At 67.4% G+C, this 26487-nt stretch carries 28 protein-coding genes; 14 read left to right on the plus strand and 14 right to left on the minus strand.

Annotation, left to right across the window (positions count from 1 at the left end; genetic code table 11):
* Positions 1 to 148: 148 nt before the first annotated feature.
* The gene (locus KV106_RS28515; RefSeq protein ID WP_261214091.1) at positions 149 to 367 is read left to right on the plus strand and encodes a hypothetical protein; all 219 of its coding nucleotides are present in this window, start codon (positions 149 to 151) and stop codon (positions 365 to 367) included.
* On the opposite strand, the gene KV106_RS28520 is transcribed toward KV106_RS28515, so the two are convergent.
* From KV106_RS28520 to KV106_RS28560, 9 genes are all read right to left on the minus strand, one after another.
* Complete coding sequence (locus KV106_RS28520) at positions 318 to 695, minus strand: hypothetical protein (RefSeq protein ID WP_261214093.1); 378 nt, start codon at positions 693 to 695, stop codon at positions 318 to 320. The two genes, KV106_RS28515 and KV106_RS28520, sit on opposite strands and share 50 nt — an antisense overlap.
* 140 nt (positions 696 to 835) lie before the next feature.
* Entirely contained in the window at positions 836 to 1855 is a 1020-nt protein-coding gene (locus KV106_RS28525) for an AraC family transcriptional regulator (RefSeq protein ID WP_261214095.1), read from the minus strand.
* A gap of 125 nt (positions 1856 to 1980) precedes the next feature.
* Complete coding sequence (locus KV106_RS28530) at positions 1981 to 2622, minus strand: DUF1109 domain-containing protein (protein ID WP_057593014.1); 642 nt, start codon at positions 2620 to 2622, stop codon at positions 1981 to 1983.
* A complete protein-coding gene (locus tag KV106_RS28535) occupies positions 2619 to 3233 on the minus strand; it encodes a sigma-70 family RNA polymerase sigma factor (protein WP_082321795.1) in 615 nt (204 codons plus the stop codon). The genes KV106_RS28530 and KV106_RS28535 overlap by 4 nt, the downstream gene beginning before the upstream one ends.
* A gap of 85 nt (positions 3234 to 3318) precedes the next feature.
* Positions 3319 to 3564: a hypothetical protein gene (locus KV106_RS28540; protein ID WP_261214099.1), complete on the minus strand. Its 246-nt coding sequence runs from the start codon at positions 3562 to 3564 to the stop codon at positions 3319 to 3321.
* Positions 3561 to 3743, minus strand: a complete 183-nt coding sequence (locus KV106_RS28545) for a DUF3606 domain-containing protein (protein ID WP_261214101.1) — start codon at positions 3741 to 3743, stop codon at positions 3561 to 3563. Before KV106_RS28545 ends, KV106_RS28540 begins: the two co-directional genes overlap by 4 nt.
* A gap of 19 nt (positions 3744 to 3762) precedes the next feature.
* The gene (locus KV106_RS28550; RefSeq protein WP_057593009.1) at positions 3763 to 3969 is read right to left on the minus strand and encodes a hypothetical protein; all 207 of its coding nucleotides are present in this window, start codon (positions 3967 to 3969) and stop codon (positions 3763 to 3765) included.
* A 2-nt stretch (positions 3970 to 3971) separates the two neighbouring features.
* Positions 3972 to 4442, minus strand: coding sequence for a PA2169 family four-helix-bundle protein (locus KV106_RS28555; RefSeq protein WP_057593008.1), 471 nt, complete (start codon positions 4440 to 4442; stop codon positions 3972 to 3974).
* A 250-nt stretch (positions 4443 to 4692) separates the two neighbouring features.
* Positions 4693 to 5634 (minus strand): LysR family transcriptional regulator, encoded by a 942-nt coding sequence (locus KV106_RS28560; RefSeq protein WP_057593007.1) that lies wholly within the window; start codon positions 5632 to 5634, stop codon positions 4693 to 4695.
* A gap of 103 nt (positions 5635 to 5737) precedes the next feature.
* On the opposite strand from KV106_RS28560, the gene KV106_RS28565 reads away from it, so the two are divergent.
* Positions 5738 to 6112: a nuclear transport factor 2 family protein gene (locus KV106_RS28565; protein WP_057593005.1), complete on the plus strand. Its 375-nt coding sequence runs from the start codon at positions 5738 to 5740 to the stop codon at positions 6110 to 6112.
* A gap of 21 nt (positions 6113 to 6133) precedes the next feature.
* Here KV106_RS28565 and KV106_RS28570 read toward each other — a convergent pair whose 3' ends face one another.
* Positions 6134 to 7081 carry a GlxA family transcriptional regulator gene (locus KV106_RS28570; RefSeq protein WP_261214105.1) on the minus strand — a complete coding sequence of 316 codons (948 nt, stop codon included), beginning with the start codon at positions 7079 to 7081 and terminating at the stop codon, positions 6134 to 6136.
* 113 nt (positions 7082 to 7194) lie between these two features.
* Between KV106_RS28570 and KV106_RS28575 the strand changes: the two genes are divergently transcribed.
* A complete protein-coding gene (locus tag KV106_RS28575) occupies positions 7195 to 8028 on the plus strand; it encodes an isocitrate lyase/PEP mutase family protein (RefSeq protein WP_261214108.1) in 834 nt (277 codons plus the stop codon).
* A gap of 10 nt (positions 8029 to 8038) precedes the next feature.
* A complete protein-coding gene (locus tag KV106_RS28580; RefSeq protein ID WP_261214110.1) occupies positions 8039 to 9223 on the plus strand; it encodes an MFS transporter in 1185 nt (394 codons plus the stop codon).
* Here the strand turns inward: KV106_RS28580 and KV106_RS28585 are convergent.
* Complete coding sequence (locus KV106_RS28585) at positions 9218 to 10135, minus strand: DMT family transporter (RefSeq protein ID WP_057594642.1); 918 nt, start codon at positions 10133 to 10135, stop codon at positions 9218 to 9220. The genes KV106_RS28580 and KV106_RS28585 overlap by 6 nt on opposite strands.
* Before the next feature lie 54 nt (positions 10136 to 10189).
* Positions 10190 to 10993, minus strand: a complete 804-nt coding sequence (locus KV106_RS28590; protein WP_261214112.1) for an AraC family transcriptional regulator — start codon at positions 10991 to 10993, stop codon at positions 10190 to 10192.
* A gap of 144 nt (positions 10994 to 11137) precedes the next feature.
* On the opposite strand from KV106_RS28590, the gene KV106_RS28595 reads away from it, so the two are divergent.
* The 6 genes from KV106_RS28595 to KV106_RS28620 all read left to right on the plus strand — a co-directional run bounded on the left by KV106_RS28595 (position 11138) and on the right by KV106_RS28620 (position 17342).
* Positions 11138 to 13159 carry an FUSC family protein gene (locus tag KV106_RS28595; protein WP_261214114.1) on the plus strand — a complete coding sequence of 674 codons (2022 nt, stop codon included), beginning with the start codon at positions 11138 to 11140 and terminating at the stop codon, positions 13157 to 13159.
* Positions 13156 to 13362, plus strand: a complete 207-nt coding sequence (locus KV106_RS28600) for a DUF1656 domain-containing protein (RefSeq protein ID WP_057594640.1) — start codon at positions 13156 to 13158, stop codon at positions 13360 to 13362. Before KV106_RS28595 ends, KV106_RS28600 begins: the two co-directional genes overlap by 4 nt.
* Positions 13363 to 13407: 45 nt before the next feature.
* Entirely contained in the window at positions 13408 to 14370 is a 963-nt protein-coding gene (locus tag KV106_RS28605) for an efflux RND transporter periplasmic adaptor subunit (RefSeq protein WP_261214116.1), read from the plus strand.
* Positions 14367 to 15830, plus strand: coding sequence for an efflux transporter outer membrane subunit (locus KV106_RS28610; protein ID WP_261214118.1), 1464 nt, complete (start codon positions 14367 to 14369; stop codon positions 15828 to 15830). Before KV106_RS28605 ends, KV106_RS28610 begins: the two co-directional genes overlap by 4 nt.
* A 3-nt stretch (positions 15831 to 15833) precedes the next feature.
* The gene (locus KV106_RS28615; RefSeq protein ID WP_057594638.1) at positions 15834 to 16730 is read left to right on the plus strand and encodes a LysR family transcriptional regulator; all 897 of its coding nucleotides are present in this window, start codon (positions 15834 to 15836) and stop codon (positions 16728 to 16730) included.
* A 216-nt stretch (positions 16731 to 16946) separates the two neighbouring features.
* A complete protein-coding gene (locus KV106_RS28620; protein ID WP_261214120.1) occupies positions 16947 to 17342 on the plus strand; it encodes a hypothetical protein in 396 nt (131 codons plus the stop codon).
* Here KV106_RS28620 and KV106_RS28625 read toward each other — a convergent pair.
* Entirely contained in the window at positions 17332 to 19323 is a 1992-nt protein-coding gene (locus KV106_RS28625; RefSeq protein WP_261214122.1) for a lactonase family protein, read from the minus strand. The genes KV106_RS28620 and KV106_RS28625 overlap by 11 nt on opposite strands.
* A gap of 447 nt (positions 19324 to 19770) precedes the next feature.
* Here KV106_RS28625 and KV106_RS28630 point away from each other — a divergent pair, with 447 nt between their 5' ends.
* Complete coding sequence (locus KV106_RS28630) at positions 19771 to 20496, plus strand: polysaccharide lyase (RefSeq protein ID WP_261214124.1); 726 nt, start codon at positions 19771 to 19773, stop codon at positions 20494 to 20496.
* A 722-nt stretch (positions 20497 to 21218) separates the two neighbouring features.
* On the opposite strand, the gene KV106_RS28635 is transcribed toward KV106_RS28630, so the two are convergent.
* Positions 21219 to 21914 carry a hypothetical protein gene (locus KV106_RS28635; RefSeq protein ID WP_261214126.1) on the minus strand — a complete coding sequence of 232 codons (696 nt, stop codon included), beginning with the start codon at positions 21912 to 21914 and terminating at the stop codon, positions 21219 to 21221.
* Positions 21915 to 22137: 223 nt separating this feature from the next.
* Here KV106_RS28635 and KV106_RS28640 point away from each other — a divergent pair, with 223 nt between their 5' ends.
* The 3 genes from KV106_RS28640 (at position 22138) to KV106_RS28650 (ending at position 26457) form a co-directional block, all read left to right on the plus strand.
* Entirely contained in the window at positions 22138 to 22608 is a 471-nt protein-coding gene (locus KV106_RS28640) for a hypothetical protein (protein WP_261214128.1), read from the plus strand.
* Positions 22609 to 23293: 685 nt separating this feature from the next.
* On the plus strand, positions 23294 to 25198 hold the full coding sequence (locus KV106_RS28645; protein ID WP_261214129.1) for a gluzincin family metallopeptidase: 1905 nt from the start codon (positions 23294 to 23296) through the stop codon (positions 25196 to 25198).
* On the plus strand, positions 25195 to 26457 hold the full coding sequence (locus tag KV106_RS28650) for a ComEC/Rec2 family competence protein (RefSeq protein WP_261214132.1): 1263 nt from the start codon (positions 25195 to 25197) through the stop codon (positions 26455 to 26457). The genes KV106_RS28645 and KV106_RS28650 overlap by 4 nt, the downstream gene beginning before the upstream one ends.
* Positions 26458 to 26487 lie beyond the last annotated feature (30 nt).

Genomic DNA, 26487 nt, shown 5'->3' on the forward strand with positions numbered 1-26487 from the left:
GGCCCATCGGATGGACCTTCGCGGGCTCGGTCGCGCCGGGTGGCACGGGCACGGTGCTGTTCCAGGTCAAGATCGATTGAGCGATCGGCCCATCGAGGCGCCAGGCGTGCATGGAGTCCGCCGCGCCGCTTCTTGCAGCGAGGACGACATGGACAACATGGCAATCACGGTGAACGAACTCGAACCGGGGCGGTGGCACTACTCGCTGCTGCGCGCGGTGGACACGCCCGACGACCTGCTGGCCTTCGTGCCGGTCCTCACCGACCAGACGGTGCACGACAGCGCGACCGAGGCCTGGATCGACGCCATCTTCGGGATCACGGCCTATCTGGACCGGCTTCGGCGGCCGCCGGTCGACCTGTCCTGATCTTGTAGCGCGCGATGGCCTCGACCCACGGCGCAACGGGCTGGCCGTCCTGCCAGGTGTGGCGCCGGGCATGGATCGCCAGCAGGCATTCCTGCACCAGCGCCTCCACCTCGTCGGGGTCGGATCCCGCATGCCTGCCGATGAAGCCGCGCAGCGCATGGGCCGTGCCTCGAAGGAATTCGCGGTAGGCGGACGCGTCGCCGCCGAGCCCGCGCACGAAGAGATCGCGCTCGCCGGGCCGCTCGGCCAGCCGCCATTCCGGGTCCCGCGCACCATCCGCGACCGACGCGCCCCATCCCCGCGGATCCTTCAGTCTCGCCAAGCCCATGCCGTCTCCGTTCGCTGCGTGGCGCGCGCAACGGTGCGCGCGGACGCGTCGAGCTTAGAGACCGCGCCGCGGCGACAAAAGGTGCGAATGGACAGCGGCAGGGGTGACTTCGGGCCACCGCGGCGCCCGGCGCGAGAGGCTCAGCGCGGGCGGAAGCTGGTCGGGCTGCTGCCGGTCCAGCGGACGAAGGCATGGCGGAAGTTGGCCGCATCGCTGTAGCCCAGGCGGCTCGCGATGTCCTCGGTGGTCATGCGGGTCTTGCGCAGGTACTCGATGGCCAGCCCCCTGCGCACGGCCGCGAGGAGGTCGCGGTAGGAGGTGCCTTCGGCCTCGAGCCTGCGCCGCAGCGCGCGCGGATGCATCGCCAGCTGCCGCGCCATCGAATCGATGGTGGGAAAGCGCCACGGCATCTGCTCGATCAGCGTGCGCCGGATCAGCGCGCCCGTGCCATCGCCCTGCGGAAGTTCGGCCAGCACCTGCTGGCACATCTGCGTGACCATCGCGTGCGTGACCGCGTCGGGCAGTCGCGACGAGCGGTCGATCCAGGGCGCCGCGACCTGCAGCCGGTCGCTGTCCTCGCCGAAGCGCAGCGGCCCGTCGAACAGGTCGCGGTACAGCGCCACGTGCGGCGGCTCGGCATAGCGCGCCCGCAGGCCCCACAGCATGAAGTCGGGCCCGAGAAGATCGCGCCCCAGGCGCAGGTGCGCGGCGAGGGCGAACTCCAGCGCGAAGCGGTACAGCGCATCCTCGGGGTCGGTGGAGAGCATCACCTCGAAGGTGTAGTTGGCAACGTCGCCATCGCGCTCGTAGGCGACCGCGCCGGCCACCGGCCCCATCACCCGGTTGTACTTCAGCGAGAACTCGACGAGGGCCGCGCGCGTGGGACTGCTCAGCAGTCCGTAGCCGTACATGCCGTAGGAGGTGATGTGCATGCGCGCGCCGGCGCGCAACGCGGTCGCGGGATCGGTCGCGAGCCGCACGGCATTGCGGAACACGGCCACCACCTGCCCGTAGGACACGCGCGTGGCCGACGCGCGCAGGGCGTCCTCGTCGATGCCGCTGTCCGCGAGCGTCAGTGCCGGCGCCACGCCATCCTCGGCCAGCGTGGCGACGACGGCGGCGATGCGCTGCGGGCCGTAGACGCGCGCGTCGAAATTCAATGGCGGGTGTTGGAAGCTCAGGGGGTCTCCAGGTGAGGCCGGGTTCCCGCGGATGTTCGCCGCATCCGCGCGCGCGCCGGCACGGTACTTACACGCATCCGCCGCGGCCGGCGCCCTCGCGGCGTCTACCAGCGCAGCAGCCGCGGCCCCAGCAGCGCGCCGACGCCGACGGTCGCGGCCACGCCGGCGACGTACCAGATGGCGAGGAACGGCGCGGCGAGCTCGGGGCAGTGCAGGGCATAGACGGAAGCGCCCAGGCCTCCCGCCAGCGCGCCGACGGCGGCGCCGGCCATCGCGGGCCGCGTGGGCGCCAGGGTGCGCAGCGCGCTCAGGCCCGCGGCGAGCAGGGGCGCCGAGACCAGCAGGATGTTGAAGATGCAGCTGCGCCAGGTCTCGCCGAGGACCAGCGGCAGGCGCGCTTGCGGCGGCGCCTGCACGAGCGACACGAGGGCCAGCAACCAGATCGCGGCGAGCGGCAGCGCGAGCCCGAGCCACGCGGCCCCCGGTTTCGCGCCGGGGCGCGCGAGACGATGCGTCAGCAGCAGGCCGGCCGCGCCGATGGTCAGCAGCACCGCCAGCTTGATCCAGAACATCGGCCAGAACACGGCCTGCGCCAGGTCCGGCCTGAAGCGATAGCCCAGGCCCACGATCGCGAACGACACCGCGAGTCCGGCCGCCAGGGCCATGGCCAGCCTGCGTGTCGTGGCATGGGGCCGCACGGGCGGCTCGCCGGTGGCCAGCAGCACGACGAAGTCGGCGGTTTTCATGAGCCGTTCTCCCTGATCCTGTCGGCAAGCATCTTGAGCCCCCGATGCGTGTTGACCTTCACGGCCGATTCGGAAATGCCGAGGCGTTGCGCGGTTTCGGCGACGGACAGTCCCTCGAGCTTCACGTGCAGGATCGGCAGGCGGTAGCGCTCCGGCAGCGTCTCCAGCAACTCCAGCACGTCGCGTTTCGCCTCGTGTGCCTCGGTCTGCGAGGCCGCGAAGATCTCGACGTCGTCGATGGCGACATGGCGCATTTCCCGTCCCGACTTCGCGCGCAGCAGATCGACCAGCTTGTAGCGCGCGATGGCAGCGGCCCAGGCCGTGACGGGCTCCGCCCGCTGGAACGTGTGCCGCTGGTTGTGGATCGCGAGCAGGCATTCCTGCACCAGGTCCTCGACGTCGTCCGGCCAGCCCGACAGCCGCCTGCCGATGAAGGCGCGCAGATGGCTGGCCATCCGATGGAGGAAATCGCCATAGGCCCCGGCGTCGCCGTCGAGCCCGCGAAGGAACAATGCATGCAAGACGATCTCGGCGTCGCTTCCTCGCGTCAATTGAATGCGTGTCCCGATCGGTTGGTGGCGGCGGTGCCTTTCTCCCTGAACATCTTCCATGACACCGGCGCCGAGAGCCGACGCGTCATGTGGTTCGTGTTGCGGACGATTCTAGCGGTCGGTCCCGTGCGTCCCGATGCGCACGCTAGCCGACTGGCGGCGCATCCTCGTCCTCGCCGGCGGCGCGAGGCCCGGCGCGCTCGTCGGGCACCATCCGCACGAGTTCGGCGCATCCGTCCTCGAAGGCGTCGAGCCACAGGTCGTAGGCCATCGGGCTGGCGGACAACTCGATCCATTCGCTGGCGTCGCCGCCTTGCTCGTGCAGCACCCAGTGGTAGTTTCCCGCCCCGACTTCCTCGACGAATACGGCGATTCGCCGAAGCCGGCTCATTTCAGTTTCTCGGCCAGGTACTGGCGCACCTCTTCGGCCGAATTGCCGACGGCTTTCACCGCGTCGCGCAGTTGCGTCTCGGTGCAGCCCAGGCTCTCGGTCCATGACCGGACTTCGTGGGGTTCGTGCAGCGCGATGAGCTTGCGATCGAGCGTGGTCTTCTTGGGATCGTCTGCCATGGGACCTCCTGTGGAATGTCTAGGCCTTCTCGCCGTTGCGCCCGGTGTCCGCGGGCCGCCTCGCGCGCTCGGCATCGGGCGCCGGCGCATCGTGCCCGCGCTCGCCCGGGTCGCCCGAGGGCTTGTCGGCCTCGCGGCCCATGCGGCTGCCGTCCAGCGGCGTGTCGATGCCGACCTCGCGGTTCTGCTCGATGTTCACGGGCGACATGGGTTTGCGCGTGGTCATGCTCAGCCCTTCCTGGCCTTGTACTGGTCGCGCAGGTCGCGGATCTGGTCGTGGTTGCGCTGGGCGCCATCGGCCTGCCGCTGCACGACGGCGAGCACTTCGGCGGGCAGGTCGTTCTTCAGCGCCTTGCGGTAGCGCGCAACGGCCGAGTCCTCGCCGCGTTCGCACTCCTCGAGCATCGACAAGGCGCTGTCCGCACCCAGCGTGCCCTTCACATGGACCCAGCCGCGGTGCAGCGCGCCGCTGACGCTGCCGCCCTTGTCGGCTTCGCCGCCGAGCGAGCGGATCAGCGTCGCCAGTTCGGCGGCGGCCGCGGCGCACTGGGCCGAGCGGTTCGCGAAGACCTGCTTGATCCGGGCGTCCTCCACCTCGTCGGCGCAAGCGCGAAAGCCGTACTCGCCATCGCGGGAGTTCTCGAGCAGGTCGTTGAGGATCGACAGGACTTCGTCGCTGGTGATGGATGCGGTGGACATGGTGTGGCTCCTGGTTGGGTTGGTCGGCTGATCGAGAGCTCACGGTGACGCGCCGACCCGGACCGGCATGTAGGTGCCCGCCGCGCCAACTCGTCGTGGCGCGCCGACGGCTCCAGGAACGGCGCAGGGCGCATGGACGTCGCGGGAAACGGAAACGCGCCTACGCCTGCCGCACGGTGCGAGGCCGAGAACCCGAAGCAGGGGGGCAAGGATTCGGCTTCGACCAGGAGATGGCGGACATGCGTTCAAATCAGGCCGAGCGCGCGTGCTCTCCGGATTGCGCCCCCGGCATCATGCGCACGACGAAGTCGATGAACGCCCTGACCTTGGCCGGCACGTGTTCCCGGCCCGGGTAGTAGACGTAGAGCGGAAAGGTCTCGTCGGGCCAGTCCGTCAGCACCGGCACCAGCGTGCCCGCGCGCAGGTGCGTCTCGATGCCGAGGTCGATCACCTGCGCAATGCCGTAGCCCGCGAGGCAGGCGCCGATCTTGGTGCCCGCATCGGTGACCGTCAGGCTGCCGCGCACGGCCACCTTCAGCTTCTCGTCGCCGCGCCAGAACTCCCAGTCGAAGAGCCGGCCGGTGGATGGGTCGATGGCATGGATGCATTCGTGGCCGCCGTCGACCAGGTCCTGCGGCGACCGCGGCCGGCCGCGTTGCTCGAGGTAGGCGGGCGCGGCCACGGTCAGGATCCGCGGGCTGTAGAGCCTGCGGCAGACCAGCGTCGACACCGATGGCGCTCCGAACCGGATGGCGAGGTCGAATCCGTCGCCGACCAGGTCCGGGAGATCATTGCGCGTCTCCAGCTTCAACCGGAGCGCGGGATGGCGCTTGAGGAACTCGGCCAGTTCCGGTGCCAGCACGAGGCGGGCGAACACCGCATCGCAGGCCACGCGCAGCGTTCCGTTGACGACCGAAGTCTGGTCCGACGCGCCGACCGTCGCCTCTTCGATGCCTTGAAGCAGGGGCAGCACCTTCGCCAGCAGCGCATGCCCCGCATCCGTCACCTCGACCTGCCGGCTGGTGCGATGCACGAGCTTCGCGCGCAGCCGGTCTTCCAGCCGCTGGATGGCGCGGCTCACCGCGGGCTGCGTCCGGCCCAGGCGCGATGCGGCGCCGCTGAAGCTCCTGCATTCGGCGACCGCGGCCAGCACCAGCAAGCCGCCGACGAGTCCTCCATCGAGGTCTTCCATGATCCATGTCTTCCTGTAATGGCAGCGATGCCCGATTCGCCGTAGCCGGGCGAGGGAGGAGCTTTCACCATACGAAGCTTCCATCCCTCGCAGAGAGTTAGCAATGACCCAGACCCACGCCGTCGCCGCCCTGATCGACGACTATTTCAACCTCGCCCACGAGCCGAAGAGCCGCGACTTCCACCAGGTCTTTCATCCGTCCTGCCTCGTCCAGTGGCTCCAGGACGGCCAGTTGCAGACCCTGTCGGCGCCGGAGTATGCGGCGCTCATCCATGGCAGGCCGAGCCCCCGCTCGATGGACGCACCTCGCGAGGAGGCGATCCTGTCGATGACGCACATCTCGGACAGCCTTTCGACGGCCACCGTGAAGGTGCGGATCGGCCAGAAGCTGTTCAACGATCACTTCGTGATGCACGAGGTGGAGGGGCGTTGGTCGATCACGAACAAGTCGTCCTTCGTGGCGCGGACCTTCGATTGAAGCGCATGCCGGCCGCCGGCCTCAAGCACGCCGCGCCTCCGACCGATTGGCCCGGCGGATCACCTGCGGCGGCTGCCCATAGGCCCGCAGGAAGGCCCGGCGCATGCGGTCGGGATCGCCGAAGCCGGTGTCGCGCGCCACGGTCTCGATCGGCAGCAGCTGCGACTCGATCATCAGCCGCGCCGTCTCGGTCCGCAGCCGCTCGATCGCCTTGGCGGGCGTCTGTCCGGTCTCCTCCCTGAACACGCGGCCGAACTGGCGCGGGCTGAGGTTCGCGGCCTCGGCGAGTTCCTCGAGCGAGAGCTCGTTCGTCAGATGGCTCTTGGCATAGGTGAGCGCCTTCTGGATGCGATCGGTGCGCGGGCGCAGCTCGAGCAGCGCGGAATGCTGCGACTGGCCGCCGGTGCGGCGGTGATACACCACCATGCGCTTCGCCACGAGCTTGGCGACATCGGCGCCGCAGTCCTGCTCGACGAGCGCCAGCCCGAGGTCGATGCAGGCGGTCGCGCCGGCCGAGGTCCAGACACCATCGTCGTGCACGAAGATGCTGTCCTCCTCGAGCAGCACCTCGGGATGGTCGCGCCGCATCTTGACGACGTGCGCCCAGTGGGTGGTCGCGCGCTTGCCGTCGAGCAGCCCGGCCTGCGCGAGATTGAAGGCGCCGGTGCAGGCCGCGCCCAGGCGCCTCGCGCGGCGGGCAGACTTGCGCAGGAAGCCCAGCAGGGCAGGGGAGCCCTCGGTCACGACCGTATCGCCGACCACCAGCACGGTGTCGTAGCGCGCGTTGCCGAACGGCACCGTGCCGACTTCCACGCCGCACGAGGACCTGACGGGCCCGCCATGCTCGGAGAGCAGGGTGTGGCTGTACAGCGGCGCGTCCAGCGACATGTTGGCGTACTCGAACACCGAGACGACCGCCAAAGTGAGCAGCTGGAAACCGGGATAGATCGCCACGCCGACACGAATCATTCGAGAGCTCCTTGATGGCGCAAAAAGACGGAAACCTGACCTTAACGCCATCGCAGTTTATCGCGAAGATGAGCCCCTGTCACCCCGCGAGGGGCCCACTCCAGGAGCACGCAATGACCCATCCGAACCGCGACAAGCCGAAGAACACGGCCGCGCATTTCCGCCAGCTTCACCGCGCGGCCACGCCGCTGGTGCTGCCCAACGCCTGGGACGCGGTCTCGGCACGGCTCTTCGAGAGCGCCGGCGCCGCGGCCATCGCCACCACCAGCGCGGGCCTCGCCTGGTCGCTGGGCTGCGCGGATGGCCGGGAACTGCCGGTCGACGAAGCCGTGGGCGCGGTCGCCCGCATCGCGCGGGTGCTCACGGTGCCGCTGTCGGTCGACATCGAGAACGGTTATTCGGACGACCCGAAGGCCGTCGTCGAGTTCGTGCGGCGGCTGCTCGACCTCGGGGTGACCGGCATCAACATCGAGGACGGGCGCGACGCGCCGGAGACCCTGGCGGCCAAGATCGAGGCGATCAAGGCATTCCTGCACCGCACGAACACCGACCTGTTCGTGAACGCGCGCACCGACGTGATCCTCGCCGGGCTCGCGGAGCCCTCGCAGCGGGTGGAGGAAGCGATCCGGCGCGCGGGGCTGTATGCGCAAGCCGGCGCCGACGGCCTGTTCGTGCCGGGCCTGCGCGAGCCGACCGAAATCGAGGACGTCGCCCTCGCCACGCGGCTGCCGCTGAACCTGATGGCCTGGGGCGGCCTGCCCGCGGCGGCCGAGCTGTCCAGGCTCGGCGTACGGCGCCTCAGCGCGGGCTCGGCCATACCGCAATGGATCTGGGGACAGGCCGAGCGCGCCGCCAGGAGCTTCCTCGAGACCGGCCATTCGGATCCGCTCTCGGCCGGCGCGAAGCCGTTCGCAGAGATGCAGCAACTCTTCGCCGCGGCGCGCTGAAGGAAAAGCCATGGACAAGCGATTGCTCGTGCTGGCGCTCGGCATGTTCGCGCTCGGCACCGACACCTTCGTGGTGGCCGGCATCCTGCCGCAACTGGCGCACGCCTTCGACGTCGACATCGCCGTGGCCGGCCAGTTGACGACGCTCTATGCGATCTCCTACGCGCTGCTGGCGCCGACCATTGCCGCCATCGCGGGCAACGTGCCGCGCAAACGGCTGATGCTGGCGGGCCTGGGCATCTTCGTGCTCGCGAACCTCGCCACCGCGCTCGCGCCCACCTTCGCGCTCGCGCTGGCCTCGCGCGTGTTCGCCGGGCTGGGCGCGGCCATGTACTCGCCGACCGCGACCGGGACGGGCGCGAGCATCGTGGAGCCGAACCGCCGCGGCCAGGCGATCGCCGTGATCGTCGCGGGCCTGACGGCGGCCACGGCGCTGGGCTCGCCGATCGGCACGGTGCTCGGCGGGCTCGGCGACTGGCGCTGGACGATGTACTTCGTCGCGGCAGTGGGGCTGGCGGCGGGCCTGGGCATCCTGGTACTGCTCGAGCAGGTGCCGCTGGCGCCGAGGATCGGCCTCGTGGCACGCCTGGCGCCGCTGAAGGACTCGCGCATCGGCTGGACCCTGCTCACCACCTACCTGGGCATGGCAGGCAATTTCCTGGTCTACGTCTATTTCTCGGTGGTGTTCGATCGCGTGCTGGTCAACTCCCTCGTGTTCGGCGCGCTGCTGGTGGTCTGGGGCGCGAGCGGAACGCTCACCAACATCGCGCTGGCGCGCGTGCTGGACCGGACTTCTCCGACGACGGTCATGTTCGTGGTGCTCGTGGCGCAGGCGGTGGACATGGCCTTCCTGCCCTGGACCAGCGCTTCGCTATGGCCCGCCGTGGTGGCGGTCGCCATCTGGGGTGCGACGGGCTGGGGCATCCAGGGGCCGCAACAGTACCGGCTCGTCAACGTCGCGCCGGCCATCGCGCCGGTGCTGCTGGGCCTGAACACCGCGGCGACCTACCTCGGCGTCACGACGGCCGGCATCCTCGGCGCCGTGGGCATCCATCTGCTCGGCGCCCACTGCTTGAGCCTGCTGAGCGTGGGTGTCTTCATGCTGGCGATCTTCAGCTCGCACATGGCCGGGCGCCGGATCGCCGGCCACCGCGCGCAGGCGGCTTCGGGCGCCGCGCTGCCGGCGCGCTCATGAGGACGAGCGCGTCACGGGGGCGGCCGGCCGCTGCTTGTTCCGGGCCGACCTCGACGCCTCGCTGCGCGCCAGCCAGAGGCCGCTCGCGACGATCAGCGCGCCGCCGCCCAGCGTCCAGGCGTCGGGCACGGCCTGCCAGAACAGCCAGTCGAGCAGCAGGGCCCAGGCCAGGGCGCTGTACTCGAAGGGCGCGATGGCGGCGGCCTGGCCGTGGCGGAACGCCTCGGCGATGGCCAGCTGCCCCAGGAAGCCGCTGAGGGCCAGGCCCGCGAGCATCCATGCGTGCTCGGCGCGGATCGGCACCCATTGCGGCGCCGCCAGCAGGCTGCCGCCCAGGGCCATGCCGACGGTGGTCCAGAACACCAGCGCGGCACTCGGTTCGGTGCGGCTGATGAGCCGGCCCAGCATGTTCGACAGCGCATAGCAGACCGCGGCCACCAGGATCGCGATCGCGCCCATCGAGAGGAAGGCGCCCTGCTCGGGCCGCAGCGCGATCACCACGCCCGCGAAGCCCAGCCCGATGGCGACCCAGTGCCGCGCGTGGATCGACTCACCCAGCATCGGCACGGCGATCAGCACCATCAGCAGCGGCGCGATGAAGGTCAGCGTGTAGGCCTCGGCCAGGCCCAGGGTCTTGAGGCCATGGACGAAGAGCATGAGCATCGCCATGTTCAGCACGGCGCGCAGCAGATGCAGGCGCCAGCGCAGCCGGCGGTTGAAGACGCCGGCGGCCTCGCGGCGCCAGGCGACGTAGAGGCACACCAGCGGCAGGGCCGTCAGGCCGCGCAGCGCCATCACCTGCGCGGGCGGATAGTGGCCGGCCAGGGTCTTGAGCAGCGCGTCCATGCAGGCAAAGAAGGCGCAGGCCAGCAGCATCGCGGCGATGCCGCGCAGGGTTCCGGTCGATTGCATGGGTGGGTTGTCTCGCTCCTGCCGCATTCTGCCTGCCGGGGCAGGGCGCGCGGATCAAGGGCCCACCTTGAACCGCTCGGCGATGTAGGTGGCCGGCGGTTTGCCGAAGGCCTTCTTGAACATCGTGATGAAGGCGGACGGCGACTCGTACCCCAGGCCATAGGCCACCTGCTGCACGGTCGCGCCACCCGACAGCTCGCGCAGCGCCACGATCATGTGCAGCTGGCGCCGCCAGCGGCCGAAGCTCAGGCCGGTCTGCGCCGTGCACAGCCGGGTCAGGGTGCGCTCGCTGGTGCCGGTCTCGGCGGCCCAGTCCTGCAGGGTCCGGCGGTCCGAAGGGTCGAGCGAGATGGCGCGCGAGATCCTGCGCAACCGCGCATCCTGCGGCATCGGCAGCGAGAAGTCCTCGTTCGGCATCGCGCCGAGCTGGTCGAGCACCACATGCGCGAACCGGTCCGTGGCGCTGCCGGGCTCGTAGGTCGGCGCCAGGCCGGCCAGGTGCTGGATCATCTCGCTCAGCATGGTGCTGATGGCCAGGGTGCAGCACCTGGTCGGCAATGCGCCCGCGCCCGGCGCGACGAACAGGTAGAAGATCAGCGCGTTCGCCGTGCCGTGGTTGCTGTGCGGCGTGCCGCCCGGAATCCATACGCCCGCCTGCGGCGGCACCATCCACAGCGCGCCCGGCACCTCGCACGACACGGCACCGCGCAGCGCGATGACGAGCTGCCCCATCTGGTGCTGATGGACCGGGATCTCGCGCGCACGCGCCTCGACGTCCACGCGAAGCGCCATGACGGGCACGGTGAGCGGGTAGTCCAGGCCTTCGGGGACGACCTCGAGGCGTTGCATGGTCTCCATGAGCGTTGCTGCGAGCCGGCCATTCTCGCCCGCCGGCCGCGGGCTCCGCACGGAAGGGACGCCGCCCGCGCCATGGCCGAAAAGAGAAATCGTTCGGCCGGGATTGCAATTTCCGACACGCACGGCGCTGCCTAGCATCGACGCATGCAACGGATCCGCTTCTCTCGCCAGGAGATGCTCTTCTCCCTCAAGAGCTTCGCAGGCGCCATGCTCGCGCTCTACCTGGCCTGCCGCGCCGGCCTGCCGCGGCCCTTCTGGGCCTTCATGACCGCGTACATCGTGGCGCATCCGCTCGCGGGCCAGGTGCGCTCCAAGGCGCTCCATCGCTTCGTGGGGACCGTGCTCGGCTGCGCGGCCACCGTGGTGCTGGTCCCCGCGCTGTCGGCCGCGCCCGAGCTGCTGACCCTGGCGCTCGCGCTGTGGACCGGGCTATGCCTCTACCTCTCGCTGCTGGACCGCAGCGCGCGCTCCTATGTCTTCCTGCTCGCGGGCTACTCGGCCACGCTCATCGGCTTCCCGCTGGTGGAAGCGCCCGCGGCCATGTTCGACACGGCCGTGGCGCGGGTGCAGGAGATCGGACTCGGCATCCTGTGCGCCAGCCTGGTCCACGGTCTCGTGCTGCCGGCCAGCCTGGCGCCGTCGCTGCTGGCCCTGATGGACCGCGCGCTCGGCGACGCGCGCCGCTGGATGAACGACCTGCTCGGCGACGGGCACGCTGACGGCATGCGCATGGCCGCGGACCGCCAGCGGCTCGCGCTGGACATCACGCAGCTGCGCCTGCTGTCGACCCATGTGCCCTTCGACACCGGCAACCTGCGCTGGACCGCGGGCGCCATTCGCGCCATGCAGGACCGCCTCTCGGCGCTCGCGCCCACGCTGTCGGCGATCGAGGACCGGCTCGAGGCGTTGAAGGCCGCCGAGGGCGAGGTGCCGGAAGACATCGTCTCGGCGCTCGAGCGGCACGCGGGCTCGATGGCGCCGCCGGGAGCGGGGCAGCCGGCCGCGTCCATGGACGAAGCACGCGCCGCGTTCCAGGCCCTGGCGGATGGGCCGGCGGCGTCGCCCTGGATCCGCGCGCTGCGCATCGACCTCGCCGTGCGGCTCGAGGAACTGGTGTTCGAGTGGCGGGCCTGCGTCGGGCTGCGCGCCGACATCGACGCCGGCCTCGCCGGCGGCGCGATGCCGCCGCGGCGCAGCGCGGCACTCGGCCAGAAGGTGCTGCATCGGGACCGGGGCCTGGCACTGCGCTCGGCGGCGACGGCCGTGCTGGCCACCTGCGCATGCTGCGCGGCCTGGATCGCCACGGCATGGCCCTCGGGGTCGGCCGCGGCGATGTCGGCGGCCGTCTTCAGCAGCTTCTTCGCGACGATGGACGATCCGGTGCCCGCCATGCACAAGTTCGTCGTCGCCTTGCTGTGGTCCTTGCCGGTGTCGGTGTTCTGCGTGCTGGTGGTGATGCCGCTGGCGCGCGACTTCGGCATGCTGGCGCTGTGCATCGCGCCGTTCTTCCTGCTGGTCGGCTGCTACATCGCGCGGCCCGCCAGTTCGCTCGCGGCACTGGGCCTGTTCTTCGGCGTGGCCGGCACGCTCGCCTTGCAGGACACCGCCAGCGCGGACCTGCCGAGCCTGCTCAACTCGAACCTCGCGCTGATCCTGGGCGGGGTGGCCGCGGCGCGTGTCACCGCACTGGTGCGCAGCGTGGGCAGCGACTGGAGCGCCCGGCGCCTACGGCGCGCGACCTCGCTCGACCTGGCCGAGCTCGCGGCTCGCCCGCGGGGCGCATCCGCGCGCGACGCCTATGCGGGCCGGATGCTGGACCGTATCGCGCTGCTCGCACCGCGCACGGCACCGGGCGCGGGCGAGGAAGCCCGGGCCCACGCGCGGCTGGCGCTGCGCGAGCTGCGCACGGGTGCCGACATCGCGACCCTGCAACAGTGGCGCCGCTGCCTCCCCGCCGGAGCCCTCGGCCGCCTGCTCGCGGACTCGGCCCGGGTCTTTCGCGCCCGGGCCGCGGGAGCGCCGCGGCGCGATGAACCGCTGCTGCCGCAGATCGACCGCCTGCTGCTCGACGCGCTGCACGGCGGCGCCGCGCCGCGCGCCATCGCGGCCCTCGTGGGCCTTCGACGCAACCTCTTTCCAGCGGCCGACGGCACGCTCCACCCATGATCGAAACGAGTTTCCACGGCGTGTACCTGCCAGGCCTGATGCTGCTGGCCGGCGGCGCGCTGGCGTGTTCCTGGGCGCTGCGCCGCCTGCTGGCGCTGGCCGGCGTCTACCGCTGGGTGTGGCACCCGGCCCTGTTCGACCTGGCGGTGTACGTGCTGCTGCTTCATGCCCTGGCCCGTTTCACCGGCGCCTTCGCCACCTGATTTCCGCGCTTCGCATTCCATTGCCTTTTCATGAGACCTGACGCCATGTCCTTTCCCGCATGGGCCCGACCGGGCGCCCGCGCGCTCCTCACCCTGGCGGTCGTCGCCGCCGCCTGCGGCTCCGCCTGGCAACTGTGGGACCACTACGAACTCGCCCCCTGGACCCGCAACGGGCGCGTGCGCGCCGAGGTCGTGCAGGTCGCGCCCGACGTGTCCGGCCTGGTGACCGAGGTCGCGGTGCGCGACAACCAGTTCGTCGCCGCCGGCGCGCCGCTGTTCTCGCTGGACAAGGCCCGCTTCGAACTGGCCGTGCAGCAGGCCGAAGCGGCCGTCGCCGCGCAGGCCGTCGCGCTCGACAACCAGCGCATCCTCATCGCGCAGGCACGGCGCGAGAACGACCGCAACGCGGGCCTGGCCGAGCTGGTCTCGCGGGAGCTTCGCGAGCAGTCGCGCCTGCGGCTGGACCAGGCGAACGGCACCCTGCGCGCGGCCGAGGTGGCGCTGCGCCAGGCGCAGGTCGCGCTGGACACCGCGCGGCTGAACCTGCGCCGCACGCAGGTGCATGCGCCCGCCGACGGCCTCGTGACCAACCTCGACCTGCGGCAGGGCGCCTACGCGAGCGCCGGCCATCCGGTGATGGCGCTGGTGGACGCGGGGTCGGTCTACGTCGAAGGCTATTTCGAGGAGAACAAGCTGCCGCGCATCCACCTGGGCGACCGGGTGCGCGTGACGCCCATGGACGCCGGCGCGCTCGAAGGCAGCGTGGAGAGCATCGCGGCCGGCATCGCCGATCGCGATCGCAGCACCGGCGCCAACCTGCTTCCCAGCGTGAACCCGACCTTCAACTGGGTGCGGCTCGCGCAGCGCGTGCCCGTGCGCGTGAAGCTGGACGCGCTGCCGGCGGGCACGCGGCTGGTCACGGGCCAGACGGTCACGGTGCAGGTGCTCGGGGCCCCAGCGGCGCCGGAGACGGCCGCCGCCGCGCGCCGTGCGGAGCCACGAGGATGACCCGCCTTCACCGACACCTGGCCACCGTCGCGGCGGGCGCGCTGCTGGCCGGCTGTGCCCATTCGCCCGTCGGCCCCGACTATGTCGCGCCGGCCGCGCTCTCGCCCGCGCAGGCGGCCTCCGCGGGGCCGTTCCTGTCGGCCGGCGGCAATGCGGCGGACGCAGCGCTGCCGCCGAACTGGTGGCATCTCTACGAGGACCCGCAACTCGAGGCACTGGTCGCCCGGGCCCTGGCGCACAACGCCGACCTGCGGCAGGCCATGGCCAGCCTCGAGCGCGACCAGGCGCTCGAAGCCGAGATGCGCGGGCCGCAGCGGCCGACGCTGGCCCTGAACGGCGGCCCCGGCTTCGGCCATGTCTCGGGGCTCACGCTCGTGCAGAAGGACTACGAGCCGCCGAGCCGCTTCACCTATGGCGTGGGCGCGAACCTGTCCTACCAGCTCGACCTGTTCGGCCAGTTGCGCCGCGCCATCGAGGCGGCCGAAGCCGGCAGCGGCGCGGCGCGGGCGGCCGTCGACCTGGTGCGCGTCAACGTCGCCGGCGGCACGGCCCGGGCCTATGCCGAGGCCTGCGCCACCGGCTTGCGTCTGCGCAGCGCCCGCGAATCGGTGCGGCTGCAGGAAGAGGCCGTGCAGCTCGCGCAACGGCTGCAGCAGGGCGGCAGGGTAGGGGCCATCGACACCGCGCGCGCACGCGGCCAGCTCGAACTGCTGCGCGCCTCGCTGCCGCCGCTGCGGGCGCAGCGCCAGAACGCGCTGTACCGGCTGGCCACGCTGACCGGCGCGGCCCCGCGCGACTTCCCGGCCCAGGTGGCCGCATGCGACAGCCCGCCGCGCGTGGCGGGTCCGTTGCCCGTGGGCGATGGTGCAAGCCTGTTGCGTCGCCGGCCCGACGTGCGACAGGCCGAGCGCAGCCTCGCGGCCGCCACCGCCCGCATCGGCGTGGCGACGGCCGAGCTCTATCCCAAGGTCGTGCTCGGCCTGTCGGCCAGCTCGGCCGGCTTCATGGACCGGTTCGGCAACCGCGAGTCGTTCAGCTACAGCCTGGGGCCGCTGGTCAGCTGGACGCTGCCCACCAACGGCGTGGCCCGCGCGCGCATCGCGCAGGCCGAAGCCGCCACGCGGCAGGCCGCCGCGCGCTTCGATGCCACCGTGCTCACGGCGCTGCGCGAGGTCGAGAGCGCCCTCGAATCCTACGCGCGCGAACTGGAGCGGCACGCCGCCCTCGCGGCCGCCCGCGACCAGAGCGCCGTCGTGGCGGCACAGGCGCGCACGCTCTACGTCAGCGGCAAGACCGCGCAACTCGATGCGCTCGATGCCATGCGCACGCTGGCGGCCAGCGAGGCGGCCCTCGCGGCATCGGAAGCCCGGCTCGCGGACGACCAGTTCGCCGTGTTCATGGCGCTCGGCGGCGGCTGGGAAGGCCAGGGGCGGGACCTGCTCGCCGGCGTGGCGCCATAGGCCATGGAAGACTTGCAGCAGCTCAGGGTCTTCGCCGAAGTCGTCGCCCGCAAGAGCTTCACGCGCGCGGGCATCGCATTGGGAATTTCCAAGGCCAGCGTCACCAAGATCGTGGCCCAGCTCGAGAAGGGCGTGGGCGTGCGGCTGCTGAACCGCTCGACGCGTTCGGTCACGCCGACCGACGCCGGGCAGACGCTCGCGCGGCGGCTGGCGCCTCTGTTCGGCCTGCTCCAGGAGCTGAGCACGGAACTGTCGGACTTCGCGGCGCATCCGCGCGGACGCCTGAGGGTCGCGGCACCGCACGGCCTGTCGCTGAGCCTGCTGGGCTGGCAGATCGAGGACTTCATCACCGACCACCCCGACGTGCACGTGAGCATCCACCTGAGCAATCGCGACGACGACCTGGTGATGGGAGGCATCGATGTCGCCTTGCGCATCGGGCCCATCGAGGCCAGGGACGTCGTGGTGCGCAAGCTTCGGCCCGTGCCGCTGGTGCTCTGCGCATCGCCGCAATACTGGGCGCGCAAGGGCATGCCGTCGAAGCCCGAGGACCTGGCCCGGCACGAACTGCTGACCTTCTCGCTGTGGGACGCTTCGCCCCGGCTGCCCTTCCTGATCGATGGCAAGACGCACCACGTGCCCGTGCGCAGCCGCCTCGATGCGGACGATGCCGCACCGCTGATCGCACTGGCGGTGAAAGGGCTCGGCGTCACCTGCGTGCCCGAGGTGCTGGCGCGCGCGCACCTGGGCTCGGGTGCATTGGTGCCCGTGCTGAAAGATGCGATGCCCCCGACGATCTGGCTGTATGCGACCTACGCGCATCGCAATCACAAGAGCGCGGCACTGCGGGCATTCCTGGACTTCCTCACGTCGAGCGCCGGGGATCTCTCCGTGCGCTGATGCGGGCACCGGCGATCCGTCGAAGCTTGCCCTGAACCTGGGCTGGGCTGGCCTGGCTGGACGCTCTCACGTCGTGGCGCGCCGATTCGCACGGCCCCCTGCAAGGCACATGGATGGCGGCGTGATCGGAAAAGCGCCTACGAGCAGGGCATGTTCCTCGTTCCATAAAGTCGTTTCGGGGCGCCAATGTTCGACTTCAGCCAGGAGACGGTAGCGATGCGTCGAAAGATCCTCAACGAGCGGCAGCTTCGCGTGCTGGACAGCATGAGGCTGCTGGCGTCCTTCTGGCAGCGGCGCCTGCCCGCCGAATCGACCTCCCCCGACGAGATCGAACAGCTCCTCTCGCTGGAGGCTGCCGGCCTCGTGAAGGCACGCTTCGACCCGCCGCGCAGGGAGCGCACCGGCGAGCTCGTGATCGCACGCGCGGTCGTTCTCGAAGTCACGGCCGAAGGACTCTCCGCGCTGACGCACGCGCAGCGTCAGCAGCCGGGCATTCTCGGAGAAGCGCCAGGTCGCCGACCCGTTCGGTCGAGCCGGGCGCGCAAGCTGGAGGCGCGCGCGAACCCGCTCGACGCCTGCCGCACGAACGTCCGCGGGCCTCTCAGCGATTGAGCAGCACCATCGCCCTGATCGCGGGCCCGACCTGCGTGGTCAGCGTGTTCGCGTAGCTGGCCGTGGCGGGGTCGATGGTGCGGCGGTAGAGGTTGAGGGACCCCACGAGAAAGTTCACGCCGTCGCTCGAAGGGTCGAAGGCGGTGGCCACAGGATTGATCAGGCCGTGGATCGGGAAGGGCGTCCCCAGTGCGCCGGTGGCCATGTCGGTGATCGCCCGCGTGTATTGCAACTGGTTGGCCGTATCGACCAGGCTGAGCATGCGGCCCCTGCCGTCGATGGCCAGGGAGGTCGACCCATCCACTCCCAGGCCGGCCACCGTCAGGGCCGTCTGCGTGAGGGCGCCGGTCGACGCATGGATCGAGTAGGTCCGCAACATGCCATCCGTGCCGATGGCATAGAGGTAGGCGCCGGAAGGGTGGACCACGACCGATACCACGTCTGTTGTTGCTTGCCGGACCGGGTCATCCAGCGTGCCATCCGCGCGGATCGGCAGCGTCTGGATGCCCTGGCCGCTGGTGCCGACGAACACGAAGCGCCCCAGCGGATCCACCGCCAGCGGCAGCGGCAGCGGGGAGGTACCGCTGGCGCCCGAGAGGAATTTCTGCTGAAGAACGCCCGGTGCCGCGGGCGTGGCCGGGGGCACGGCATACGTGCTCAGCAGGCCGTCGCCGTTCGCGACGACATAGAGATAGTCGCCGCTGGGATGCATGCCCACCGCGACAGCTCCGCGGGCGCCCAAGGTTGCGGAGCTCATCGTATCGATGCCATCGCCTTGCCGGATGGCATACACCCGACCGCTGTCGCTCCCGCCGAACACGAGACGCCCCTTCGGATCGGCCGCGAACGACACGAAGGTGGCGGGCGCGATGGTCGATGCCTGTGCCGTCAGGTCGGCGGCGCTATAGCGCATGAGCATGGGAATGCTGGAGCCGAGCAAGGAGGACACGTAGACGCTGCGCGTCGCGGGAGTGGCGCAGGCCACGCTCACATCGTCGATGTCCGCCGCGGCGACCGTGCCATTGCCCCGGTCGACGGTGCAGAACTGGGTGTACATGCGCGGCTGGGATTTCACCGTCACGGCATACGTGCTCCCTTCGGCGACGGAGGTCGCGAACTGGCGCTTGCCATTGGCGCCGACGGCCAGGTCGTCGCCCGAATTGTTCTGCAGCACCAGGCCCTGTCCGTCGAGACCGCTCACCGTGACGTTCACCGCACGGGTGCGGGTGGCGCAGACCACCTGCACCGAAGCCACGTCGTCCGCGTCGATGGTGCCGCTGCCCTGCGCCACCGAGCACAGCTGGGTCGGTCCGCCGGGCTGCGTCTTCACGGTCACCGCATAGGCGGCGCCGCTGGCCACCGCGACCGGAAACACGAAGCTGCCGTTGGCCGCGACGGGCAGATCGTCCCCCGCATTGTTCTGCAGCACCAGGCCCGTGCCGGCCAGTCCGCCGACCGTGCCGCCCACCGCGTACGACTGCGTGGCGCACAGCACCTTCACCCCGGTGACCGCCGTATCGGCCACGGTGCCCGTGCCGCCGTTGACCGTGCAGACCTGGGAAGGTCCGCCGGGCTGGGACCGCACGCTCACCGCGTAGGTCGCGCCTTGCGCCAGCGCGGTGGAAAAGGTGAAGGCACCATCGGCCGACACCGCCAGCGTGTCGTCGTTGTTCGCCAGCACGAGCCCGTGGCCCTTCAATCCGGTGACCGTTCCCCCGATGGTGAGCGGCGGGGGCGGCTCCGGCACGGAAGGCTCCGTCGGCACCGAAGGCTCCGTCGGCGCGGAGGGCTCCGTCGGCGTCGTCGCGGGGCCGACGGGCGGCAGTGCGAACGCGCCGCCACCGCTGCCTCCACCGCCGCCACAAGCGGCCAGCAGCAGCACCAGCAGTGCGCAGCTGCGGCGTGCGACGGCCCGAAGCGAGCCGGTGCTGCGGGTTGACGAAACAGGGGCGGGGATGGCCGCGAGCGTGTGCTGTTGCATGAAACGATGAGTCCGGTGGCACGACATGGCGATCGCGGGGCAGGGTCGGGAAAACGGGCGATCCTAGGGAGCTCCGCCTCGAGAGCCAATCCCCGAGAACTGGTAAATCGAGGCGTCGATGCTCAAAAAAGTGTTCCTTAGAAATCCCCTGTAAGTACTTGATTTACAAAGAATCGAAGCTCTGCCTGAGAACACAATCTGAGCGGGTTTTTTCGCATAAAAGTGTTCTCCAGATAGTAAAGTTCGAAATTGTGTTCGCGAGATGGCGCAATCTACTGCTTGCCTGAAGGCTTGTAGACGTAGGCATCCAGGATTCACGTACTGGCGAGTGCATTCTTGATATCGCAGCCTCCCTCTCTACAAGAGGGGGATCGGATGCCCCCGGCCGTTGTGGGACGCCATCGATCTTTACGGGCTAGGACTCCGAACGCGCTTCCTATATCTTTTATGACCACGAAACTAGGCTGGATTCATCAGTACCAGGGCGACCATTGTCCGAGCAATAGCTGGAACTATTCGCTTGATGCTTCAATTCGACGCCATGGGGCAGGCGACTTCGCGTCCGAGAAGTTCAGCCTCAGATCAGGTGATGTCGATTTCAAGGATGAAACTCGAGAGCGCGCTGAGAAGATCGAAGTTGGGCCAAAGCAGAAGGAGGGCGAGACGCACTGGTACAGCTGGTCTTTCCGCGTCGCCGATACCTTTCCGGATTGTGTCGTCGAGGCCGACCTAAGTCGGGCTGTATCCGGCGACACCACACTTGCTCAGTTTCATCAGGAGCCCGGAAGCAGGGGCACGCATGATCCTCCGGTGATGTTCGGCAAGATGAGAGGGCGCAATGCATTCCGAATGCGAATCTTGCCGACCCATTACCACCGCCTGGGACGGAAAATTCCCGAGCGCACACTGATCGCCGATGGAGCCTTCAGAGGCAAGTGGCACGACTTGCTCATTCAAGCGCGCTGGTCGTCGACCGAAGGCTTCATCAGGGTGTGGGTCGATGGCGGCAACGAGATCGAGTACTACGGCCCAACCTGCCTAGCCGGAGGTGGCGACATCTATCACAAGTACGGTCTTTACCGGCCCGCTCACGCGAGTAATGCAGACGTCTCAGTTTGGTACGCGGATCTTCGCCGGGGTGACGCGCGACATCTCGTAGAGCGGCTTTCATAAACGGCTTGTCTGCTTCTGGCCGACTGTAGTTGGTCGCACAGCTGTCGCGAAGGGGCACTTAGCCGCCAGTAGTCGGACTCCACAGCGGACCTTAGGCCACAGTACGAATCAGTGTCCTCCTCAAAAGTGCGCAGTTGTACACCAGCATCTTGGGAGGCGCCTCGTCCGGCTTGCCTACGCGCCCCCACCGGGGTAGCACCAATCCACACTTCGCCGGTCACGCTCCGCTTCGGCATGCGTTCGTCCTCTAACGTTGCCGGCGTGGAGGAGCGCAAAATCCATCCCGTCGAGGTTGCGCAGTCATGACCGGGGAAGATTTGCAAAATGGGCAGTCCTGCGCATTTGCTCCAGGGGCAGTTCTTCCGGGTCGAGCTTCCCAAACACGGTTAGTTGCACCAAGTCCTTGAAGTAGGTCGAGCAAAAACGGGACTCTGCAAACCATTGCAAGGCCGTTGCCGGGCGGGACTGTGTAGACGTCGCCCTCGGCAACTCTGCGATTCTTCAAAGATAGCCCCGATGTCCCCAACTGGCCAGTTCAGGCCGTTTTCGCATTTTTCCGTGCGCGATAGGCACGGCGGAAGCGCCTCTCGGGCGACCGCTCGTGCGAGTTGGCGGAAGTTCAATGGCGCGTCGACGACAGAGGCGCGTCGTTCCGCACCAGCTGGACAGAACGTAACCTGCGATCAATAATAATTCAATCCCTGCAAAAGCGACACCTATCCTCAGCTTGCGCGGGTCGAAAACTTTAACCCCAACTCCGATTTCACAACATTCCATTCGGATTTCAAAATTTCTTGCTGCTTGTTCACGGACTTGTGAATTGCAGCTTCGACCTTTTTTAAAATTTCGAGAGCAGGCAATTCACTCTTGTCCCGGTGAAAACAGCTGACTAGCGTTTCAAGTTCAATCATCAACTGCCGAAGCTCTTGATGCGCCACCTCGTTAGGGTTAAAGCGCATTTCAATGCGCAAACGCAATTCGAACGCTTCTTTACGCATTTCCGCGATGGGAGCATTTAACGAATCCAACGTGACTGAATCAATGGCTCGCGCGTCAGCAGGACTGATCATGGCAGCCCAGCGAAACGCAATTTCCTGCCATAGTGCCAAATAGCATGCTGTGTCCCTCCGAAGGTCGTTGATCCAGACCTGGCGCATTTTTGCAACATTGGCATTGGCTCGTCGTTGCGATGTGATGTCCGCCAGTGCAAGGCGCTCGGCTTCCTGACGCGCAGCGTCCGCTGATTCCTCGGCAGCCATCTGTAACTCGTGCCTTCGCTGGCGATTCGCGCTAACGAGTTGCATGACCGTAGTAACTAGGGTCGTGAGTGCCGCCACGGCAACTGTGACGCCAGCACCAATCAGGACGCCCCAAACTTTGTTAAAACCATCCGCGTCGGCGAGGGCGGTGGTGGCCATTTTTACAATTTCAACTGTACTACTCATACTATCTCCTCGTTACCTTTTATTAAACTTCCTAAACCCAAAAAATCGCAATACACCAAATGAAATCTCCATTCAAATTTGCGGCCGATTCTTTTCGAAGTATATGATCGACTTTCTGAATCGCTACAGGGGCATCTTTCTTTTTCTGATCCAGCGGGCATGCTGGCTGGCGAGTCAATAAAAAAGGAAATTTTTTATGACTTCTGAGGCTTTAGCTCACGTTTCGGCTTTTGGATCACCACTCGTCGCACTGATAGCAGGAGTGTTTGGTGTGACATTTTCGTGGCGATCTTGGCAAACCGCGCGAAACAAACTGAAACTCGATTTATTTGAGAAGCGCTACCGCGTCTATCTCGCAATTAAAAGTCATGTTGATCGTGCAATCCGCGACTCAGCGATAAGCGCTGACGATGTCTTACAATATTTATCTATTGTAGAAGAAGCGCGATGGCTTTTTAGCGATGAAATGTTCGACTATCTGGGAAAAGATTTGGGCGCTGCAATTTCGACGGTAAGTCGCATCACGGATGAAATGTCTGATTTGGCGGGCCGTGGCCCCGAGTGGCGGCGCCTCGCTAGCGAGCGAAGAAATTCTAAGCACCAGTTGTTTAAGCAGCAAGAGCTTCTACGCGTAAAAATGGATCCGTATTTGCGTCTTTACCACTAGAAAAGGTCGCCTCATTTTTGTGAGTTGTGCACTTCCTCGTCGCATCATGTCTTGGACAAAATTAGATTTTTTTGGCGCGCTGAATTTTGTCGACCAAGTCTGCTTCAGACGGGACTGGTCACGAAGACGATTAAATGCCTCTTTCCAGAAGCCAAAGTCGGCCTCGATCTGCTCTGCAAAAACAGGCCTGGGCATTGGACTGAGTGTCTCGTGGGCTCGGCCCAGGAATCGCATGGACCGCGTTGATTCGAACGGTCGATCGCGAGAGTCCGGGCTGTAAGCTTTAGCTTTACTTTGTGAGTTTTTCAGAAAGTAGCCGGAGGGCTGCGCAGCGGATCTATGGTTGGCCGCGCCATTGAACATGGGTTTGTGTCGCAAACGAACAACTGAACATTAGTTGATCCGGAGGAGGGTGGGCCCCTGCTTAGCCATCAACTGTTACTGTCCGCCGGTGGCCGCCGCTCCTCCCCGAGTCTGAACGACAGCAGAGTGGCGCTTGCGCCCAGTCAGAGAGCCGCTTCGAGGTCAGGTCTCAGCCAGAAGCGGTCCTTGGAGGTGGTCAGACGTTGTTGAAGGTTTGCGAGCGACTTGCCAGCGCTCGGTCCCCCCGCTAGTCTTCTATTTGCTGGAGAGAGGCGCCTGAACCAGTGGCACGCGGCGTCGAGAAGATTAAACGGAGGAAGGAATGCGCAAATCACCTTTCGACACCACGCCAGAGCGGCGACCGCTTCGCATCTTCGCGTTCGACCCAATGCTCGCGCGGGCCGGCGACCACCGAGTGACGATCGAGGTGCCGTACCGGCCCATCAAGCTGACATCACGGTCTTTCAGTGACGACCGGCTGGAAGTTGTTGACTACGACGCGGCGGCCCGCAAGTATTACCAGCCGATCGACTTGGGGGACGACAAGATCGCGATGACGCATGGCCTAGAGCCGCTGGAGCACGATCCACAGTTCCACCAACAGATGGTCTATGCCGTCGCTTCGAAGGTATTGGAAAACTTCGATAGAGCGCTGGGTCGGCGCCTGCGGTTTCGCGGGGGAGACCGGCTGCGGCTCATGCCGCACGCGTTTCAGGCGAGGAATGCCTACTTCGACGACGAGCTCAATGCCGTCCTGTTCGGCTATTTCACGGCCGACGACGACGACCCAGGTGACAACCTTCCAGGGCAGTTCATTTTCACCTGCCTTTCGCATGACATCGTGGCGCATGAGGTGGCGCACGCTGCGCTTAGCCGCCTGCAGGGCCACTACAACGAGCCCACCAGCGCCCAGGTGCCGGCGCTGCACGAAGCTTTCGCCGACATCGTGGCCCTATTCCAACGCATGACATTCCCCGAGGTGGTAGCTCCAGCGCTGCGGGATACCCGGGGCGATGTACTCGACCCGAAAAGCCGATTGCTCGACATCGGCGCTCAGTTTGGTTCGGCCAGCGGCAAGGGTGGCCCACTACGCCGCATCGCGGGCAAGCCCGATCCGGCGCTCTTCGCGCACACCACCGAAGCGCACGCACTGGGATGGGTCCTGGTTTCGGCAGTTTTTGAAGGCTTTGCGGCGACCTATAAGCGCCGCATTCGCGACCTTCTCCGCATTGCGTCTGGAGGCAGCGGCCGGCTGCCAGATGGCGAACTGCAACCCGACCTGGTCAACCGCCTCGCCAATGAGTGCGTGCGCACCGCGCAAGCCGTGCTGTCTATGTGCATTCGGGCCACAGACTACCTCCCGCCTGTGGATCCAACCTTCAGCGATTTCCTGCGCGCCATGGTCACTGCGGACTTCGAGCTGAATCGCGCAGATGACTCGGGGCTGCGCGCCGACATGATTGAGGCGTTTCGTCTGCGTGGCATCCGCCCGCAGGCAGTCGGTTCGCTGGCGGTGCCGTCCATGCTGCTGGAGTCAGAGCGGCCCAACCCTGACGGGCCCGACACAGAGCTGGCCGGCATCGTCGCGGATCTGGCGACGTTCGGCGCGCGGGAATTGGGGAGGAACTCCGCGCCGCCGTCCTCGAGCAAAGTCAGGAAGCGTCGCGTGCCTCGGAAGTTGACCTTTAAGGCGTTTCTTCAAAGTACCTCGACAATTTCGGAAGAGCTTGATCCAAACCCAGGCACCAATTTCCTGACACCCTCCGCGCTGCCGGACGAAGAGCCTGATGACCTACTACGCAACATCGCGTCGCGGCTAGGCGCATGGGCAGACACTCTGGCGACCAGGCAACGGCTCGGCCTGGACGCCGAGCTGAGCGTGGCAGTCCGGGGCTTTCATCCCGTGCACCGAATTGCAGTCAGCGGTGAGCTGCTTGTGGAGATGGTCGCCCATTTCGTGCAAACTCAAAAGGAGCTACCGAGGGGCGGGCATGATCTCGGCGGGCTCAAGTTTCGTGCCGGCGTAACTCTGATTGCGAATATCGACGGCCACATCCGCTATGTGATCCGAAAGCCGTTCGACCCCACCCGCGAGGCGTCGCTGCTGAAATGGGTGGCGAAATTCGACGAGGACCTCGATCCTGGGTGGTCGTTAGAAGAGCGGCCCCCAAACCGCTTGGTGCAGGCCTATTCCGCCCAGGCGATGGACCGCAGGAGATGGCGATGAGCGACACGTTGCGCATTCGCATGTACAACGTCGGCTTCGGCGACTGTTTTTTACTCACGTTGCCGGGCCCCTTGACCCTCCTGGTTGATGCCGGCTTTCACGCGGCAGGGAAAGGCATGTTCACCGCGAAGGGGCTGGTGGAGCAGGTGATCTCCGACGTTAGGGAAGTCCACCACCGCCCACGGATCGACGTGGTCATCGCAACGCACCGGCACGCCGACCACATCTACGCCTTCAACGCGGCGGAGTGGGATCAGGTCGAGGTGGGCGAAGTCTGGATGCCCTGGGTGGAAGACCGCAAGAACCCCGAGGCACGCAAGCTCTGGAAAGGCCAGCACAAGTTCGCTACAAGCCTAGCGGCCGCGCGGAAGTCAATGCGTCTATCCGACGACGAGCTCAAGGATGTGGAGTTCATCCTTTGGAACGCTGGCCTTGACATCCCTGGTATGGCATTGGAAGGTGCAGCGGCTAGCTGGTCGAATGCGCGCGCCCTCGAGTGCCTGCACGAAGGCTTCGCCAGACGTGACCTCGACGCCCCGCGGTTTCTGCCCGATGCGGACTGCCCCGAGACGTTCACCACAGAGGTGCTGCCGGGTGTGAAAGTGCACGTCCTGGGGCCCATGCGCGATCCAGACCTCATCGAGGAACTGGATCCGTCATCGGACGACGAAACCTACCGCGCCTTGCGCCTGGTCGCCGGGGATGCTACCCAAGAGCTGGTGGCGCCGCCGTTCTCCGAGGATTGGCACGTCGACGAGAGTGCCGCAGGCGGCGAACTGGCCCCTGAAGACGTGGAGCGGCTCGAGGCGCTGGCGCGGGGTGTCAATCCGGTTTTCGCCGCCGAGAAGGTGGATGGCATGGTGAACTCCACCAGCTTGGTTCTGGTGCTGCAGGTCGGCAAGGCGCGCTTGCTGCTGCCGGGCGATGCGGAGTGGGGTACTTGGAAGCAGATCCTCGCCAACGAAAAGTCGTTGCGGCACTTGAAAGGCGCCACTTTTTTCAAGGTTGGGCACCACGGCAGCCACAACGCGACCGCCAAAACCCTGGTCGAGCGCGTCCTGCCCCGCAACATCCCGGCCATGATTTCCACTCAGGAAGGGCCGGGTAACTACCGGAAGAACATTCCGCTAGCCGACCTGCTTGGGGCGCTTCACGAGCACGGCATCGAGTACGTGCGCAGCGACAAAGCCGAAGAGCCTCCCGAGGGGTTCTCAGCGGAAGCAGATGCGAAGTGGATCGACTTGGAGATTCCCTGTTAGGCGGAGAGAGCGCATTCGCCCACATATCTC

Origin of the sequence: Variovorax endophyticus, from assembly GCF_025376855.1 — a bacterium.
Taxonomy (GTDB): domain Bacteria; phylum Pseudomonadota; class Gammaproteobacteria; order Burkholderiales; family Burkholderiaceae_C; genus Variovorax.